The sequence below is a fragment of the Niabella aurantiaca DSM 17617 genome, from assembly GCF_000374125.1.
Taxonomy (GTDB): domain Bacteria; phylum Bacteroidota; class Bacteroidia; order Chitinophagales; family Chitinophagaceae; genus Niabella; species Niabella aurantiaca.
Genome location: NZ_KB893646.1, coordinates 118,191 through 133,644 on the forward strand (window position 1 = coordinate 118,191; position 15,454 = coordinate 133,644).

Consider the following 15,454-nt stretch of genomic DNA (forward strand, 5'->3'; position numbering starts at 1 on the left):
AGCGGCTGTATCAAAAGTCACCGTTGTCATTGGCATTTATTTCAGCATCGAATACGAGGTTTGATTCTCAATAGATTCTGAAACAAGTTCAGAAAGACATTTCGTGATAAAACGACTTTTGAGACGGTCACAACTCAAACTTAAAAAATGAATATGGAGTACAGAATTGAAAAAGACACAATGGGTGAGGTAAAAGTGCCCGCAGATGCGCTCTATGGCGCACAAACACAACGCTCGATTGACAATTTTAAGATTGCCGCCGATATTAACCGGATGCCGAAAGAGATCATCAGGGCCTTTGCTTACTTAAAAAAAGCAGCCGCGATCACCAACACAAAAGCCAAAGTGCTTCCCAAGAAAAAATCAGACCTGATCGGAAAAGTATGCAATGAGATCCTGGAAGGAAAATTAGACGACAGCTTCCCGCTGGTAGTGTGGCAAACGGGCAGCGGTACCCAAAGCAATATGAATGTAAACGAAGTGGTCGCCTACCGGGGCCATGTGCTCAATGGCGGCCGGCTTACTGATAAGGATAAGGTGCTCCATCCTAATGATGACGTAAATAAATCGCAAAGCAGCAACGACACTTTTCCCACGGCGATGCATATTGCCGCTTATAAGATCCTGGTTGAAGTAACCATCCCCGGTATTGAAAAGCTGAGGGACACACTGCAGAAGAAGAGTAAGCAATTTATGAAAGTGGTAAAGATCGGCCGCACCCATTTTATGGACGCCACCCCTTTAACACTGGGCCAGGAGCTGAGCGGCTATGTATCCCAGCTGAACCACGGTCTGAAAGCCATAAAAAATACCCTCCCCCATTTGTCGGAACTGGCATTGGGCGGTACGGCCGTAGGAACCGGTATCAATACGCCTCCCGACTATGCAAAGAACGTGGCCGCTGAAATTGCAAAGCTGACCAAACTACCGTTTAAGACCGCAGAGAATAAGTTTGAAGCCCTTGCGGCGCATGATGCCATCGTAGAGGCCCACGGCGCACTGAAAACAGTGGCGGTAAGCCTGATGAAGATCGCCAACGATATCCGCATGCTGTCTTCCGGTCCGCGCAGCGGCATCGGGGAGCTGTTCATCCCAGACAATGAGCCCGGCTCTTCCATCATGCCCGGTAAGGTAAATCCTACCCAATGTGAGGCGCTCACCATGATCGCCGCGCAGGTACTGGGCAACGATGTAGCCATCAATATTGGCGGTGCTACCGGCCATTTTGAGCTGAACGTGTTCAAACCGGTAATGATCTATAACTTCCTGCACAGCGCGCGCTTGATCGGCGACGGATGTGTTTCCTTTAATGATAAATGTGCCACAGGGTTGAAGCCGATCGAAGAGAATATTAAAAAGCACCTGGACAATTCGCTGATGCTGGTTACTGCCCTGAACCCGAAGATCGGGTACTATAAAGCCGCCGAAATTGCCCAGAAGGCGCATAAGGAAAATACCACGCTAAAGGCCATGGCCGTTAAACTTGGCTACCTTACCGAAAAGGAATTTGACGAATGGGTGGTACCGGCCAAAATGGTGGGAAAAATATAAATATGCGGCTGTATTGATGTGAGATCCCTTGTGGGAGACTTCACAGCGGAGTTCATTGATTTTGCAAAAGAAGATTGCCTTTAAATCCGGCGATCTTCTTTTTTATGATATAAGCAGGGTTTGTTTACAGGATCTTTGTTTACAATCCTACTGTAATCAGGCACGCGTGTAAGCAAAACCGTTTACACGCGCTCATTTTTGGCAAACACCGTAAACAAATAATACCCGGGCCGGTAAACGCAGAAAGCCCGTGGCCGTATGAATTTTTGGGGTGCTGTACAAAAAAGAGACTATTGGCCGGGATCCTTATGATCATCAAACAAATGCAGGTACCCTTCAAAGGCATAGAGCTTTCCTCTTTGTCCGCCGGTGATCTCTTTTACGATCTTCAATGCTTCCAGCAGCTCGATCATCTTATAAGCGGTCTTGGGCTGTTTACCAATTACGGAGCCTACGGTTTGTGCATTTACGATCGGCTGCGAATACATGTAGTTCACCACTTTATAAGCATCCCCGCTGCGCACGCCTACATCTTTCAATTTTTGATCGATGGCCTTTTGCAATTGCAGGATGCCATCAAAGGTAGCCACGCCGCTTTTTGCCGTTTCGATGATGCCGGTAAGGAAAAACTTAAACCATTGACCGATGTCGTTATGAATGCGTACCCGCATCAGGTTATCATAATAGAGCATCCGGTTGCGTTCAAAAAAATCGGACAGGTATAAGATCGGTTGTTTTAAAATGCCTTTGCTGACCAGGTAAAGGGTGATCAGCAGGCGGCCTACCCTTCCGTTTCCATCCAGGAACGGGTGAATGGTTTCAAACTGGTAGTGGATCAACGCTATTTTCAGCAGATCAGGCAACGGATTCAATTCGTCATTGGCAAACTTTTCCAGGTCGCCCATCAGTTCACTGATGCTATGCTGCGCCGGCGGCACAAAAACCGCATCATTAATGGTGGCGCCGCCAATCCAGTTTTGAGACCTGCGATATTCGCCCGGCTGTTTATGCTTGCCTCTTACTCCCAGCAGCAGTACTTTGTGCGTTTGCCGGATGAGCCGGGAGGAAAAAGGCAAAGTGTGCAGCAGTTTTACGGCTTCGTTCATTGCTGCGATATAGTTTTGCACCTCCTCCCAGTCGTTCCGCTTTTCGCTGTCAATTTCCTCTTTGGGCAAAAATGCTTCTTCTATATTTGTTTGTGTGCCTTCTATTTTGGAGGATTGGGTAGCTTCCTTAGCAATATGCATGCGGATGAACAGCTCAATATTCACATACTCGGAATACATATCCAGCCGGCCCAATTGCCTGTCGGCCCGGGATAAGAGCTGCCATACCTGCATATCCGTTACTTCCCAATTCCGGTTCATAAAACCGGGTTGAAAACTTTTGTAATATCCCTGCTGTATATAATTTCCTGCCTGAAACTGGTGCATAAGTACAATAAGAGCAATTGTTATTGTACAAATATACTAAAAAAGTAAAATAATCATATTTTTTATTTTACTTTTTTTCATAAAAGTAAAATAATGGGCCTGTTAGTTTTCTTTTCCAGAAAGTTGATTAATGCTAAAAACGCCCTGTTTGGGGGCGTTTGCTTTTAAAAAAATTTCCGGAAGATCAGGATCTTTCAGCAGAAGATGTTTGGCTTCCGGTCACTGTACCATCAGACGGGCCAGCCGGTGCTGCTTTCTTATAAAACTTCTTTTGAAAGACCAGCAGGGTGATCACCCCGGTGGAAATGGCCATATCGGCAATGTTAAAGATGGGTGCAAAAAATTCAAACGGCTGTCCGCCTACCCAGGGAAACCAGGAAGGATAGTGGGTCTTCACCATCGGGAAATACAGCATATCCACCACACTCCCATGCAGGAAGGAGGCGTACCCTTTACCCCCCATTTTTGCAATGCCTTCGTAGCCTATATAATCGCCAAATGCGGGATCAAAATGCAGTCCTTTATCGAAGATCATCCCATAGAACATGCTGTCGATCAGGTTGCCCAGTGCCCCGGCATAGATCAGTGCCACGCACACCATAAAGCCCCGGGTATATTTTTCGCGGGCAAACCGCACCAGCAGAAAAGATCCGAAGATCACCGCAGCCAGCCTGAAAAGGGTCAGTGTTACCTTTCCGGCCTCATTGCCAAACTTCCACCCCCAGGCCATACCCGAGTTTTCGATAAAGTGCAGCCGCGCCCAGTCCATGCCAAAGATGCGAGTCACTTCTCCGATGGGATAGTGTGTTTTTATATAGATCTTCACCACCTGGTCTACCAATAAAACCAATAGTATGATCCCGATTGCTGTGCTTAATTTTCCTGCTTTCATGCGGCAGCAAATATACGAGAGTTTAGGTTTTCCGCTGCTGATTGCAGACCCACTGATCCGCAAACTGATACCGATCTGCGGATCAGCGGATTTTCCGGCTAAAAATAAGCCGTCAGCCGGAGGCCCAGCACCACATAATCCATATTATTCCGCATGCGTACCCGGTTGCTGAACTCCGGTTCTATCTCAACGATCCGTTCATTAAAATCATATTTAAAAACGGGATTGGAGTAGTGATAATCGGCATAACCGGTGATCCCCAGGCGGCTGTTGAGCTTATACGTAAGCGCACCGCCGGTGCTGACGCGGGAGGTATTGGAGGGTTTATAGGCCGCAATTTCCTGCTGTCCGCCCATGCCCTTTGGAGGATTGGCCTTTACCGATATCGTACCCCGGGAGCCGATGGAGTAGCCATAATGGGCTTTTAGCATCAGCTGCCAGCGATCGGTAAAATGCAGGGCATAATAAGGGCCGGCGGATATATTGGCGGTGCCGATCGACTGTGTCAGAAACTGAACGTTCCGGTTTGCCGGGTCTTTTGCTTCGGGGGTATAGATCTCCGAAGCCGTGATGGGGAAGCTCGTAAATGAAAGATCGCTGCCGATACCCCAGTTCCGGTTAAAAAAATAGGCCCCTTCCAATCCGGCCTCAAAACCCAGTTTGGAAGACGCATTGATCTCCAGGTTCTTTACCAGGTTATGGGTGGCATTGGCATACCCCCATTTGATGGCCAGGAATGACGGTGCCGCGCCACCCTGCTTATAAGAAAGGCTGTTCAGGTTATCGCCCTTATTTTTATAGATCCGGTCTATAAAAAAATACCCCAGCTGGGTCGATAAAATGCCAATACCCGCCCCGGCAAGGATGTCCGGAAACCAGTGCCGGTTGTTCAACCCCCGGGCGATGCCCGTAAAGGTAGCCGTACCATAGCCTACAATGCTATATGAAGGGTTTATTCCTCCATATTCCTTATGCATAAACGTGGCATTGGTAAAAGCCATGGCCGTATGCCCCGAGGGAAAGGAATTTTTAGCGCTGCCATCCGGCCGCTCCACTTTTGCCGTATATTTTATCCCGTTTACCAGCACTCCCATAATGGCCAGGCTGGCACCGTAGGAGAAAGCGCTGCGCAACAGCTTATTTCTTCCCTTGACCCCGGAAAACTTCAGACCAAATGTAGCAGCGGCAGGCAGGTACTGTGCATAGTTATCAAAAGTATGCTTAAAACCGGGCAGGTAGCGGTTGCGCACTTCACGGATACCCTTCTTCTCACCCCAGGTAACGGCAGAAGCCGCCAGGAACAGTGCCGGTGCAAAACCGATCTCCACACCCTGCTTTTCAAAAAAGGATCGCCGTTGCCGGCCCTGCAAAAGACCATCGGTTTCCATAGGATCCCGCAACAACATTTCCGGCTGCGCCTTTAAAGAAAGGACGCAGTAAAAGCAGTACACAATCATAACAGCCCGTTTTCCCAAGCAACACATTCGCACAATTTTAAGCAGGAACAGGTGTTTTACCTCTTTAATCTTCACATCCGGTTTCATTTTAGCAACACGCAATCCTCTGTTACAGCAATTGAAGTTCAGGTTCCGGTCGTTGTTACCGGCCCCTTGCGAAAGTAGGGAAAATCGTTAAGAGATGAAGGGGATGCATATTAGCTGCGCACTGGCGGGCACCAGGTACAGGCTTCATTTTATTGTGCCGGCTTTAGTGCTGGTCGCAACGGTCTTCAGCCTGTCCCGCTAAAAGGCGGGATCAGACGCTTCAGCGCCTCAATATAGGGGGGCTTATGCTTTTTGGGGACGGGGCGACAAGCGTCAACTGCCAACATCCTAAAAATCGCCATAAAGGCCCTGTGCCATAAGTCCCACCCGACCCCTTAACGATGAAGCAAGCACCACAGTACAAGTGTGCGACGCAAGAAAAGCTGCTATGAGCACCACAACTGGGCCAAAAAAAATAACCACCATTATCCTTCCCCGTAATAAACCCGCTTTACACGCTGCGAAATGCCGGTCATGATCTCATAGGGAATGGTCCCGATCCATCCGGCCAGCTGCTGCACCGGAACGGGTGCTCCAAAAATGATCACATCATCCCCTTCTTTAACACCGGGAACCCGGGTGATATCGATCATCGTCATGTCCATGCAAACGGTTCCGATCACGGGCGCCAGATGGCCGTTTATCCAAACCTTACCCACGCCGTTGCCCAATCGGCGCGAATAGCCGTCGGCATAGCCGATCCGCAGGGTGGCGATCACCGAATCTTCTTTGGCAATCCCCTTCCGGTTATAGCTTACCGTTTCGCCTTTCCGGATCTTTTTTATCTGGGAGATCGTTGTTTTTAATGTGGCTACAGTTTGCAGCGGCACCTGCGCATTGCCGGAGATGCCGTACAGGCCAATACCCAGGCGCACCATATCCAGCTGCAGCTGCGGAAAGCGCAGGATCGCAGACGTATTGGCAATATGTTTGATAAAAGGATAACCGATCTCTTTTTCCAGCAGCTCCGCGGCTTCCTTCAGCAGATCAGACTGATGAAAGGTGAACGAATCCTCCACCTGATCCTCGCTGGCCGCAAGGTGCGAAAAAACAGATTGTATCCGCAGCCATTCATTGTCCTTCAAATATGCGGCCAGTGCTGCCATATCGGTAACAGCAAAGCCGGTCCGGTTCATGCCGGTTTCTACTTCAATATGTACCGGGTAATGTTTCAACCCCGAGTTTTTAATATGCCGTTCAAAAGCATGCAGCAATTCAAAGCTGAAAAGATCCGGCTCCAGGTTGTAATCCGTAAGCGCATCAAAAGCACGGGCCTCGGTATTGAGCACCATAACCGGAATAGCGATCCCTGCCTTCCGGAGCTCCACGCCCTCATCGGCATAAGCCACGCCCAGGTAGTCGGCCTTGTGAAACTGCACCACATTGGCGATCTCCGCAGCACCGCTCCCATACCCGAACGCTTTTACCATGGCCATCACCTTTACCCCCGGCTTCAGTTGCTGCTGTATCGTTTTCAGATTATACGCTACCGCATCCAGGTTGATCTCCAGCACTGTTTCATGCACTTTTTGTTCCAGCTGGGTTACAATACGCTCAAAACCAAATTTGCGGGCACCTTTTACCAGGATGTATTCATCCTGGTATTGCGTGCTGTGAAACTGCTCCAGAAATGCGCCGGTTGACGGATAGAAGGAGCATTCCGGGGCTGCATTGCCGGCCGCAAACATACCTGCCTGCTCCTGTATTTTTTCCCCGATGCCGATCAGGCGGTTGATGCCATAACGCCGCAACAAATCCAGGATGGTCCGGTACAATTGCTGTTCTTCCCCTTTGTTTTCAGGGATATCGGAAAGGATGACCGTTTTTCTTTTTCCGCCTGCCTGTTGCTGCAGGAACTCCAGCGCCACCGTCAGCGAGCTCAGATCGGCGCTGTAGCTGTCATTGATCACAATACAATTGTTGATACCCTGTTTAAACTCCATGCGCATATTCACCTGCTGCAACCCTTTCATACCGCTGATGATCCGTGAAGGGGCCATACGCAGCCAGAGCAGTACGGCAATACAGGTAAGGGCATTTCCGATGGACGCCTGGTCGGTGAACGGAATGGTTAACGACATGGCGTCCCCATCCCGCGGCTTTAAGCGGATCGCTGTTTCCTCGCCTTTTACAAGGGTATCCAGCACCTGTACGGCGTTGTGCTCCTCTTTCCCCCAGGAGAAGAAGACGGCAGGGTATCTACCAACCCCGGAGGCAATCAGCGGGTGGTCGCCGTTGGCGATGATGACGGATGCGTGTTGGAACAGTTTCAGTTTTTCGGAAAGCTTTTCGACATCGTCCTTAAATCCTTCGCTGTGTGCCGGGCCAATATTTGTTAAGACACCGATCGTGGGCACAATGATGGCTCCCAGCTTTTCCATTTCTCCCGGCCGGCTGATCCCTGCTTCAAAAATGGCCAGGTCATTTTCGGCGCTCATCTGCCACACACTCAGCGGCACCCCTAACTGGGAATTAAAGCTTTTAGGACTCCTTACAATATTTTTAAAGGGTTGCAGCAATTGGTACAACCATTCTTTGACCACTGTTTTACCGTTGCTTCCCGTAATGCCGATCACATCCGTGTAATAGTGGCTGCGGTGGGCGGCCGCCACCTGCTGCAGGGCCTGCAGCGTGTCGTTTACATGCAGGAATACCGCACCCGGATATGCTTTTTCATCAACCGGCTGCGCCACCACAAAACTACGTACGCCTTTTTTATACAGTTCCGGAATAAAAAGATGTCCGTTCCGTTGCGGACCGGTTAAGGCAAAGAACAGAGATGTGGCGGGGGAAACCAGCTTCCGGCTATCCGTAAGCAGGGTATCCACAATGCCCGCAGCAAACGGGGAGCGGATCTCCAGCCCGAGTAGCCGGGCAATGTCGTTTATCGCATAGGGTTGGCCGGCCACCTTTATAAGTTTATACTGCCATCTTCCACCTCATCGGGAACGCCTTTTTTCTTTTTATAGATCGAAAAGAGGATACTGCCTACAATACATAGCACGATAACACCCAGAGAGATGCCCACCTGCTGTTGCTTGGTGACCCACTGATTGATCCAATGCTCGCAAAGCATTTTTAGCCCGATAAAGACCAGCACGATGGCGATGCCCTGCTGGAGATAATCAAATTTATTTACAGCACCTCTTAACAGGAAGAACAGGGAACGCAACCCCAGCACTGCAAAAATATTAGAGGTATAGATGATCATGGGATGCCTGGAGACCCCCATTACCGCCGGAATGGAATCGAGCGCAAACACCAGGTCGATACCCGCCAGCATCAGCACCACCACAAAGAGCATGGTGTATTTCTTTTTTCCATTTTCTATTACAGAAAACTTACCCTCCCCATCGTGTGGCACCAGCGGGATCACTTTTTTGATCCATTTATAAATGGCATAATCATGCGGGTCTTTTTCCTCGCCATCACCGGAGGAGAACATCTTGATTCCGGTGTACAGCAAAAAGGCCCCGAAAATATACAGTACAAAATGAAAACGCTCTACCAGCGCCACGCCCACGGTAATAAATATGATACGGAACACAATGGCCATCAATATGCCCAGCAGCAATACCCGGCCAAAATGCTTTTCCTTTACGGCAAAAGAGGAAAAAATAAGGATGAATACAAAGATGTTGTCCACGCTGAGGCTCCACTCCATCAGGTAAGCGCTGATATACTCCAGCGCCAGGGTTTTGCCATCCTCAAACCATACAAATGCAAAAAAGCACATCGACAACCCTACCCAGAAGATGGTTTGGAACAGTGCCTGTTTGATCGTAACCACTTTATTTTTCTTGCTCAGCAATCCCAGGTCAAAGATCAAAGCCAACACGATGACTATCCCGAAAACCAGGTACGTGATCTGTTCTTGTGTCATTATTTGTATTCAGTTTTAAACAGTATGTGATCTAAACGGCAAAACTTTCCCCGCAGGCGCAGGTCCGGGATGCATTGGGATTATTGAAATAAAACCCTTTGCCATTCAGCCCGTCGGAAAATTCAAGAGTAGTGTCCAAAAGGTAGAGCAAACTTTTCATATCGGTAACTACCTTAACGTCGTTGTCCTCAAAAACCTGGTCCATCGGTCTTTGCTGGCTATCAAAATCCAGCTTATAGCTCAGGCCGGAGCAGCCGCCGCTTACCACGCTCACCCGTAAAAAATAGGCTGCATCCTCTTCGGCTTTTTTTTCGGCCAGGATCTCCCGGATGCGTTTTTTTGCGCTTTCGCTGACGTAAATATTCCCTGGGATTGTATTTTCTATGCTCTCCGCCATTTTTTTTCTCCTATTTAGAAACAACGATAACAATTTGTCCGGCCTAAATGTTCAATTACCCGGTTGTACCCGCCATCTCTTTTGCAAAGATACTTTAGAAACCGGCTTTCGCCAAACCGGATGCGCAGCCCTTTGTTTTGTGGCCTTGGATATGATGGATGGATTTTGTATTTTTGATAGTATCAAATGATAGTATCAAATTCATGAGGCCACCATACGAAATAACAACCGGAATTTTAAAATCCGTAGCGGCTATTTCCAAAAAAATAGGGGAGGTAAACGCAAGACTTTTAGTCCGGCAGAACCCGGAACTCAGAAAACAAAATCGAATTAAAACCATTCACTCCTCATTAAGTATCGAAGGAAATACACTTTCCGAGAAACAAATAACCGCTATTATTGAAAACAAAAGAGTCGTTGGACCTGAAAAAGACATTAAAGAAGTTGTAAACGCTTTAGAGGTTTATAAAGACTTAAAAGGTTTCCATTGTCATTTGGAGAAAGATTTTCTGAATGCACATAAATTGTTGATGAACGGGCTTATTGAAAAGCCCGGGAAATACAGATCACAAGGGGTTGGGATCATTAAGGGGTCAAAAGTTACACATATTGCTCCATCGCATGAAAATCTGCGATTTTTAATGAATGACTTATTTGACTACTTAAAAGACAAAACGGAGTTAACGCTCATAAAAAGCTGTGTGTTTCATTATGAGATGGAATTTATTCATCCTTTTATAGATGGCAACGGAAGAATGGGAAGATTATGGCAAACCCTAATACTGATGAGTGAATATCCACTATTTGAGTTCCTACCATTTGAAACGCTAATTTCAAAAAACCAAAACAAATATTACCATACGCTTTCTATTTCAGATAAAGAAGGAAAATCAACAAAATTCATAGAATTTATGCTGGACATAATAGATCGGTCACTGGAGGATCTTCTGGAAAACACCGCAAAAAAACCCAATGAAACAGAGCGGCTGGAAATATTCCTGGAACGGTTTACCAGGACCTTTACCCGGAAAGATTATATGAAGCAGTACCCGGAATTATCCACAGCGACAGCAAGCAGAGATCTGAAGAATGGCGTTCATAAAGGACTAATTAAAAAATTCGGTGATAAAAGAACGTCACATTACAGGAGAAGGACATAAGGGATCGGGAAAACTACCGTCAACACAATTATTAGCAGGATCTGTCGTACTTTTGTACTTTATTTCAACAGTCTATGATATTACAGGATCTCTATAAAAAAGCCGCAGCGTTTGAATTTTTAAGTGTAGAAGAAGGCGTTTTTCTTTATCATCATGCCCCGCTTTCCGACCTGATGCTGATCGCGGATGAACTCCGGAAACAACAGGTACCGCATGGAAAAGTGACCTGGCAGATCGACCGCAATGTAAATACCACCAATGTATGCATTGCCAATTGTAAGTTCTGCAATTTTTTCCGCATACCGGGGCACCCGGAAGCCTATATTACCGATATGGCTACCTACCGGAAGAAAATTGAGGAAACCATTAAATATGGCGGTGATCAGCTGCTACTGCAGGGAGGGCACCACCCGGAACTGGGTCTGCAGTTTTATGTAGACACGTTCCGGCAGATAAAGGCTGAATTTCCGGATATCCGCCTGCACGCTCTTGGCCCTCCTGAGGTAGCTCATATTACCAAACTGGAAAAAAGCACCCATAGGGAAGTTTTGCGGGCGCTGAAGGAGGCCGGTCTGGACTCTCTTCCCGGAGCCGGAGCCGAAATACTGATCGATCGCGTGCGCCGCCTGATCAGTAAGGGAAAATGCGGAGCACAGGAATGGCTGGATATCATGCACGAGGCGCATAAACTGGATATCACCACTTCTGCCACCATGATGTTTGGTCACGTAGAAACCATCGAAGAGCGTTTTGAGCACCTGGTCAAAATACGGGAGGTACAAAGCCGCAAGCCGGAAGGCGCCAACGGGTTCCTGGCGTTTATTGCCTGGACCTTCCAGGATGTGGACACCCTGTTGACGCGGATACGGGGCGTGCATAATCTGACCACCGCAGAGGAATACATAAAAATGGTGGCATTGAGCCGCATCATGCTGCCGAATATAAAGAACATCCAGGCTTCCTGGCTCACGGTGGGCAAACCCACGGCACAGTTATGTTTGCATGCCGGGGCCAATGATTTCGGAAGCATTATGATCGAAGAGAACGTGGTCAGTGCTGCGGGCGCTCCGCACCGGTTCACCTATAAATCCATACAGGAAGCCATCCGGGAAGCCGGCTTTGAGCCCCAGTTGCGCACACAAAAATACGAGTGGCGGGAAATACCGGAGACCATTGTAGAGCAGGTAGTGGATTATTAAGAAAGACCATTTTAAAAGAGACCTGTGAGGTTTTTAATCGATGGGGTAAAAACCTCACAGGTCTTCCCGGAACCAGCGGTTTGCCATAAACATTAAAACAAGTTCCCATGGATCAATCCTCTAAAAATGTAGTGATCGTCGGTGGTGGTTTTGCGGGCATCGCCCTGGCAAAAAAACTCCGTAATAAACCGGCCTTTGACATCACACTGATAGACAGTAATAATTACAATTTCTTCCCCCCCCTGCTATACCAGGTAGCCACCGGCTTTTTGGAACCTTCCAGCATCAGCTATCCCTTCCGGAAATTTTTGCGGGGTAAAAAGAATATCCGTTTCCGGATGGGAGCGTTGCTAAAGGTCATTCCCGGCGAAAATAAACTCATCCTGTCTACAGGCACCCTGAATTATGATATTTTGGTGCTGGCAACCGGCGCTGCAACCAATTACTTTGGCATGGAGCAGGTGCAGCAGAACGCGATCCCGATGAAGACCCTCAGTGATGCCCTCGCCATGCGGAATACGCTTTTGAACCGGCTCGAAGAGGCTTCCCGCACAACAGATCCTGATTACAAAAGAAAACTGCTGACCTTTGTTGTGGCCGGTGCGGGACCCACGGGAGTGGAAATTTCGGGTATGTTTGCAGAAATGCGTGCTACCATCATCCGCAAGGACTATCCTGAGCTGATCGGAAGGAACCTGGGTGAGATCTATCTGGTGGATGGCGGAGACGCCGTTCTGAAACCCATGTCGAAAAATGCACAGCAGTACTCCAAAAAGTCGCTGGAAGCACTGGGGGTACATATAAAGCTCAATACCACTGTAAAAGATTTTTTGCAGGATACTGTTTTTTTATCGGACGGTACAACCATCGAAAGCAAAAACCTGATCTGGGCCGCCGGTGTTGCCGCAAAAACATTCGAAGGCATTCCGGCAGAAAGCTACGGCCGGGGCAAGCGGCTGATCGTAGACCCTTATAACAAGGTGCAGGGCTTTGAGAATATATATGCCATCGGCGATACCTGTTTGCAGACCTCGGATGCCGCTTTTCCGAACGGGCACCCCCAGGTAGCGCAGGTTGCCCTTCAGCAGGGCGCCAATCTTGCCAAAAACCTTTTGCATCCGCAACATTTAAAGCCCTTTGCTTATACCGATAAGGGATCTATGGCCATTATCGGGCGCAATAAGGCGGTAGCGGATCTGACCAAACCCAATATGCGCTTTGGTGGGTTTTTTGCCTGGCTGATATGGCTGTTCATCCATGTAATGTCCCTGCTCACTTTAAAGAACCGGCTCCGCACGCTCACCAACTGGATCATTGCCTATTTCAGCCGGGATCAGTCGTTCCGGATGATCATCAGGCCGGAAGACAGAAACAAGACCGTTTAAAGTTTCAGGTTCAATGTTCCAGGTCAGGTCCGTTTGACGCTTGATGCCCGGTAGCTGATGCGAATGCTTCCAATCCATGTCCCTAAGGCCTCGTGGCTGATAGCCAATGGCTGAAAACAAAACACCCGTTTATAAGGTCCAACGTTCAGGCTTTCCCGACGTGGAAGTTAGTCCCGGTTCTATGCCGGATGCCCATTTTCACATTTTCAAATCCTCAAATTTTCAAACTTCTAAAACCAAAATTCCGTATATTATGGCATGATTGAAAGCAGGCTTTTACTGATCCTTTCCATGCTCTTTGTGATTACCCTGCTCACCATGCTGGGTAATAAGCTAAAAATATCCTACCCTGTTTTTTTAGTAATTGCGGGCCTCATCATCAGTATGCTGCCAGGCACGCCGGAGATCAAGATCGACCCCGACATTGTATTTCTTATTTTTCTGCCGCCGGTGCTTTTCTCCGCTTCCATGCAAATGCCCTGGGCCGAGTTCTGGAAATTGAAACGGCGCATCGCCATGCTGGGCTTCGGCCTGGTCTTCTTTACATCTACCATCATTGCATTTATTTCCACCGCGCTGATACCCGGCTTTACGCTGGCATTGGGTTTTGTATTGGGAGGCATTATCTCTCCGCCGGATGCAGTAGCTGCCACTTCTGTACTGAAAGGATTGAAGATCCCGCGCAATATTGTAAACCTGCTGGAAGCAGAAAGCCTGGTCAATGACGCCTCCAGCCTGATTGTGTACCGCTTTGCCCTGCTTGCGGTCATCTCCGGCAGCTTTAATGCGTGGACCGCCACTAAAAGTTTTTTCCTCGTTGCCGGCATGGGCATCCTTATCGGCCTGGTCATCGCATTTGTGATCTACCTGATACTCCGCTTTTTTACCACCACTTCTGCTATTGACACGGCCTTTACCCTGCTCTCGCCCTATGTGATGTACCTGGTGGCGGAGCACTTCCATTGTTCCGGTATATTGTCGGTGGTTGCAGGCGGGTTATTTCTAAGCTATCACTCCCACCGGATGCTGAGCTACCAGTCGCGCATCAGCACCGCTGGCGTATGGGACACGCTCACGTTTTTGCTGAACGGGTTCATATTTATCCTGATCGGCTTACAGTTGCCGTACATTGTTGCCCATTTTACAAAGAATACGATCAAAGAGGCACTGGTTTACGGGCTTATTATTAGTGGGGCAGTGATCATGATCCGTATGGTATGGGTGTATGCCTCTAATTACATCCGGATACGTATCAAGCGAAAATGGGTTCCGGACGCCATTGTACCTACACATAAAGAGACCTTTCTGGTGGCCTGGTGCGGCATGCGGGGTATGGTATCGCTGGCTGCTGCGCTGGCCATGCCGTTCTCGATCCACGGCGGCGCAGAATTTCCCTACCGGTACCTGATCCTGTTCATCACCTTCGTGGTTATCATTGTAACACTGGTCTTACAGGGGCTTACCATATCACCGCTGATACAACTGCTGAAGATCCAGGACCGGGGAGAAGAAAAACTGAAAAAACAACATCAGCAGCTTAAACTGCAACTATCAGAACTGGCGCTTGCCCATATAGACCGATATTATAAACAGGACCTTGAGCAGGGCGGGCCTTTTTCGCTGACGCGTAACCGGTACAAACACATGATCGATGCAACGAAACGGAAGCTGGGCCTGGTGCAGGGAAAAAATAGCATTGCCGATGAATCCATGCCCCGGTTCCGGCAGCTGATGCTGGAACTGATCCAGTTAAAACGAAAGGAGCTGATGAAATACCGGATAAACAGGACTTTTAGCGAAGATCTTATCAAGGAAAAAGAATGGGAGCTTGATCTGGAGGAAGCCCGGCTGAAAAGCAGAAAGGGATGAACAATTGCAAGTTCCACGTTCAAGGTTTCACGTTAGGAGCTCCTTCGGAAGAAAGATCACAGAACTGTAACCGGACCTTCATTTCCACATCCTCAAATCCTCAAATTCCGATCATTCACCGCTGATTTCAGAATATCCATT

The 15,454-nt window shown here is 48.3% G+C and carries 11 protein-coding genes; 5 read left to right on the forward strand and 6 right to left on the reverse strand.

Annotated features, from left to right (window positions below):
• The first annotated feature begins 153 nt into the window (after positions 1-153).
• Positions 154-1,551, forward strand: coding sequence for a class II fumarate hydratase (gene fumC / locus B160_RS0123425; RefSeq protein WP_026309977.1), 1,398 nt, complete (start codon positions 154-156; stop codon positions 1,549-1,551).
• Between the two features lie 290 nt (positions 1,552-1,841).
• On the opposite strand, the gene B160_RS0123430 is transcribed toward fumC, so the two are convergent.
• The 6 genes from B160_RS0123430 to B160_RS0123455 form a co-directional block, all read right to left on the reverse strand.
• Entirely contained in the window at positions 1,842-2,918 is a 1,077-nt protein-coding gene (locus B160_RS0123430; protein WP_211218107.1) for a Fic family protein, read from the reverse strand.
• Between the two features lie 250 nt (positions 2,919-3,168).
• Positions 3,169-3,876, reverse strand: a complete 708-nt coding sequence (locus tag B160_RS0123435; RefSeq protein ID WP_018630392.1) for a lipoprotein signal peptidase — start codon at positions 3,874-3,876, stop codon at positions 3,169-3,171.
• Positions 3,877-3,974: 98 nt separating this feature from the next.
• Positions 3,975-5,333 (reverse strand): phosphatase PAP2 family protein, encoded by a 1,359-nt coding sequence (locus tag B160_RS0123440; protein ID WP_169540124.1) that lies wholly within the window; start codon positions 5,331-5,333, stop codon positions 3,975-3,977.
• 512 nt (positions 5,334-5,845) lie between these two features.
• Entirely contained in the window at positions 5,846-8,329 is a 2,484-nt protein-coding gene (locus B160_RS0123445; RefSeq protein WP_018630394.1) for a bifunctional UDP-N-acetylmuramoyl-tripeptide:D-alanyl-D-alanine ligase/alanine racemase, read from the reverse strand.
• Between the two features lie 2 nt (positions 8,330-8,331).
• Positions 8,332-9,303, reverse strand: a complete 972-nt coding sequence (locus B160_RS0123450) for a TerC/Alx family metal homeostasis membrane protein (RefSeq protein WP_018630395.1) — start codon at positions 9,301-9,303, stop codon at positions 8,332-8,334.
• A gap of 31 nt (positions 9,304-9,334) precedes the next feature.
• On the reverse strand, positions 9,335-9,700 hold the full coding sequence (locus B160_RS0123455; protein ID WP_018630396.1) for a HesB/IscA family protein: 366 nt from the start codon (positions 9,698-9,700) through the stop codon (positions 9,335-9,337).
• Positions 9,701-9,903: 203 nt separating this feature from the next.
• Between B160_RS0123455 and B160_RS0123460 the strand changes: the two genes are divergently transcribed.
• The 4 genes from B160_RS0123460 to B160_RS0123475 all read left to right on the forward strand — a co-directional run bounded on the left by B160_RS0123460 (position 9,904) and on the right by B160_RS0123475 (position 15,313).
• On the forward strand, positions 9,904-10,860 hold the full coding sequence (locus tag B160_RS0123460; protein ID WP_018630398.1) for a Fic family protein: 957 nt from the start codon (positions 9,904-9,906) through the stop codon (positions 10,858-10,860).
• A gap of 74 nt (positions 10,861-10,934) precedes the next feature.
• Complete coding sequence (gene mqnC, locus B160_RS0123465; protein WP_018630399.1) at positions 10,935-12,059, forward strand: cyclic dehypoxanthinyl futalosine synthase; 1,125 nt, start codon at positions 10,935-10,937, stop codon at positions 12,057-12,059.
• A 107-nt stretch (positions 12,060-12,166) separates the two neighbouring features.
• Positions 12,167-13,444 carry an NAD(P)/FAD-dependent oxidoreductase gene (locus B160_RS0123470; protein WP_018630400.1) on the forward strand — a complete coding sequence of 426 codons (1,278 nt, stop codon included), beginning with the start codon at positions 12,167-12,169 and terminating at the stop codon, positions 13,442-13,444.
• 258 nt (positions 13,445-13,702) lie between these two features.
• Entirely contained in the window at positions 13,703-15,313 is a 1,611-nt protein-coding gene (locus tag B160_RS0123475) for a Na+/H+ antiporter (RefSeq protein WP_018630401.1), read from the forward strand.
• The last annotated feature ends 141 nt before the right edge of the window (positions 15,314-15,454 follow it).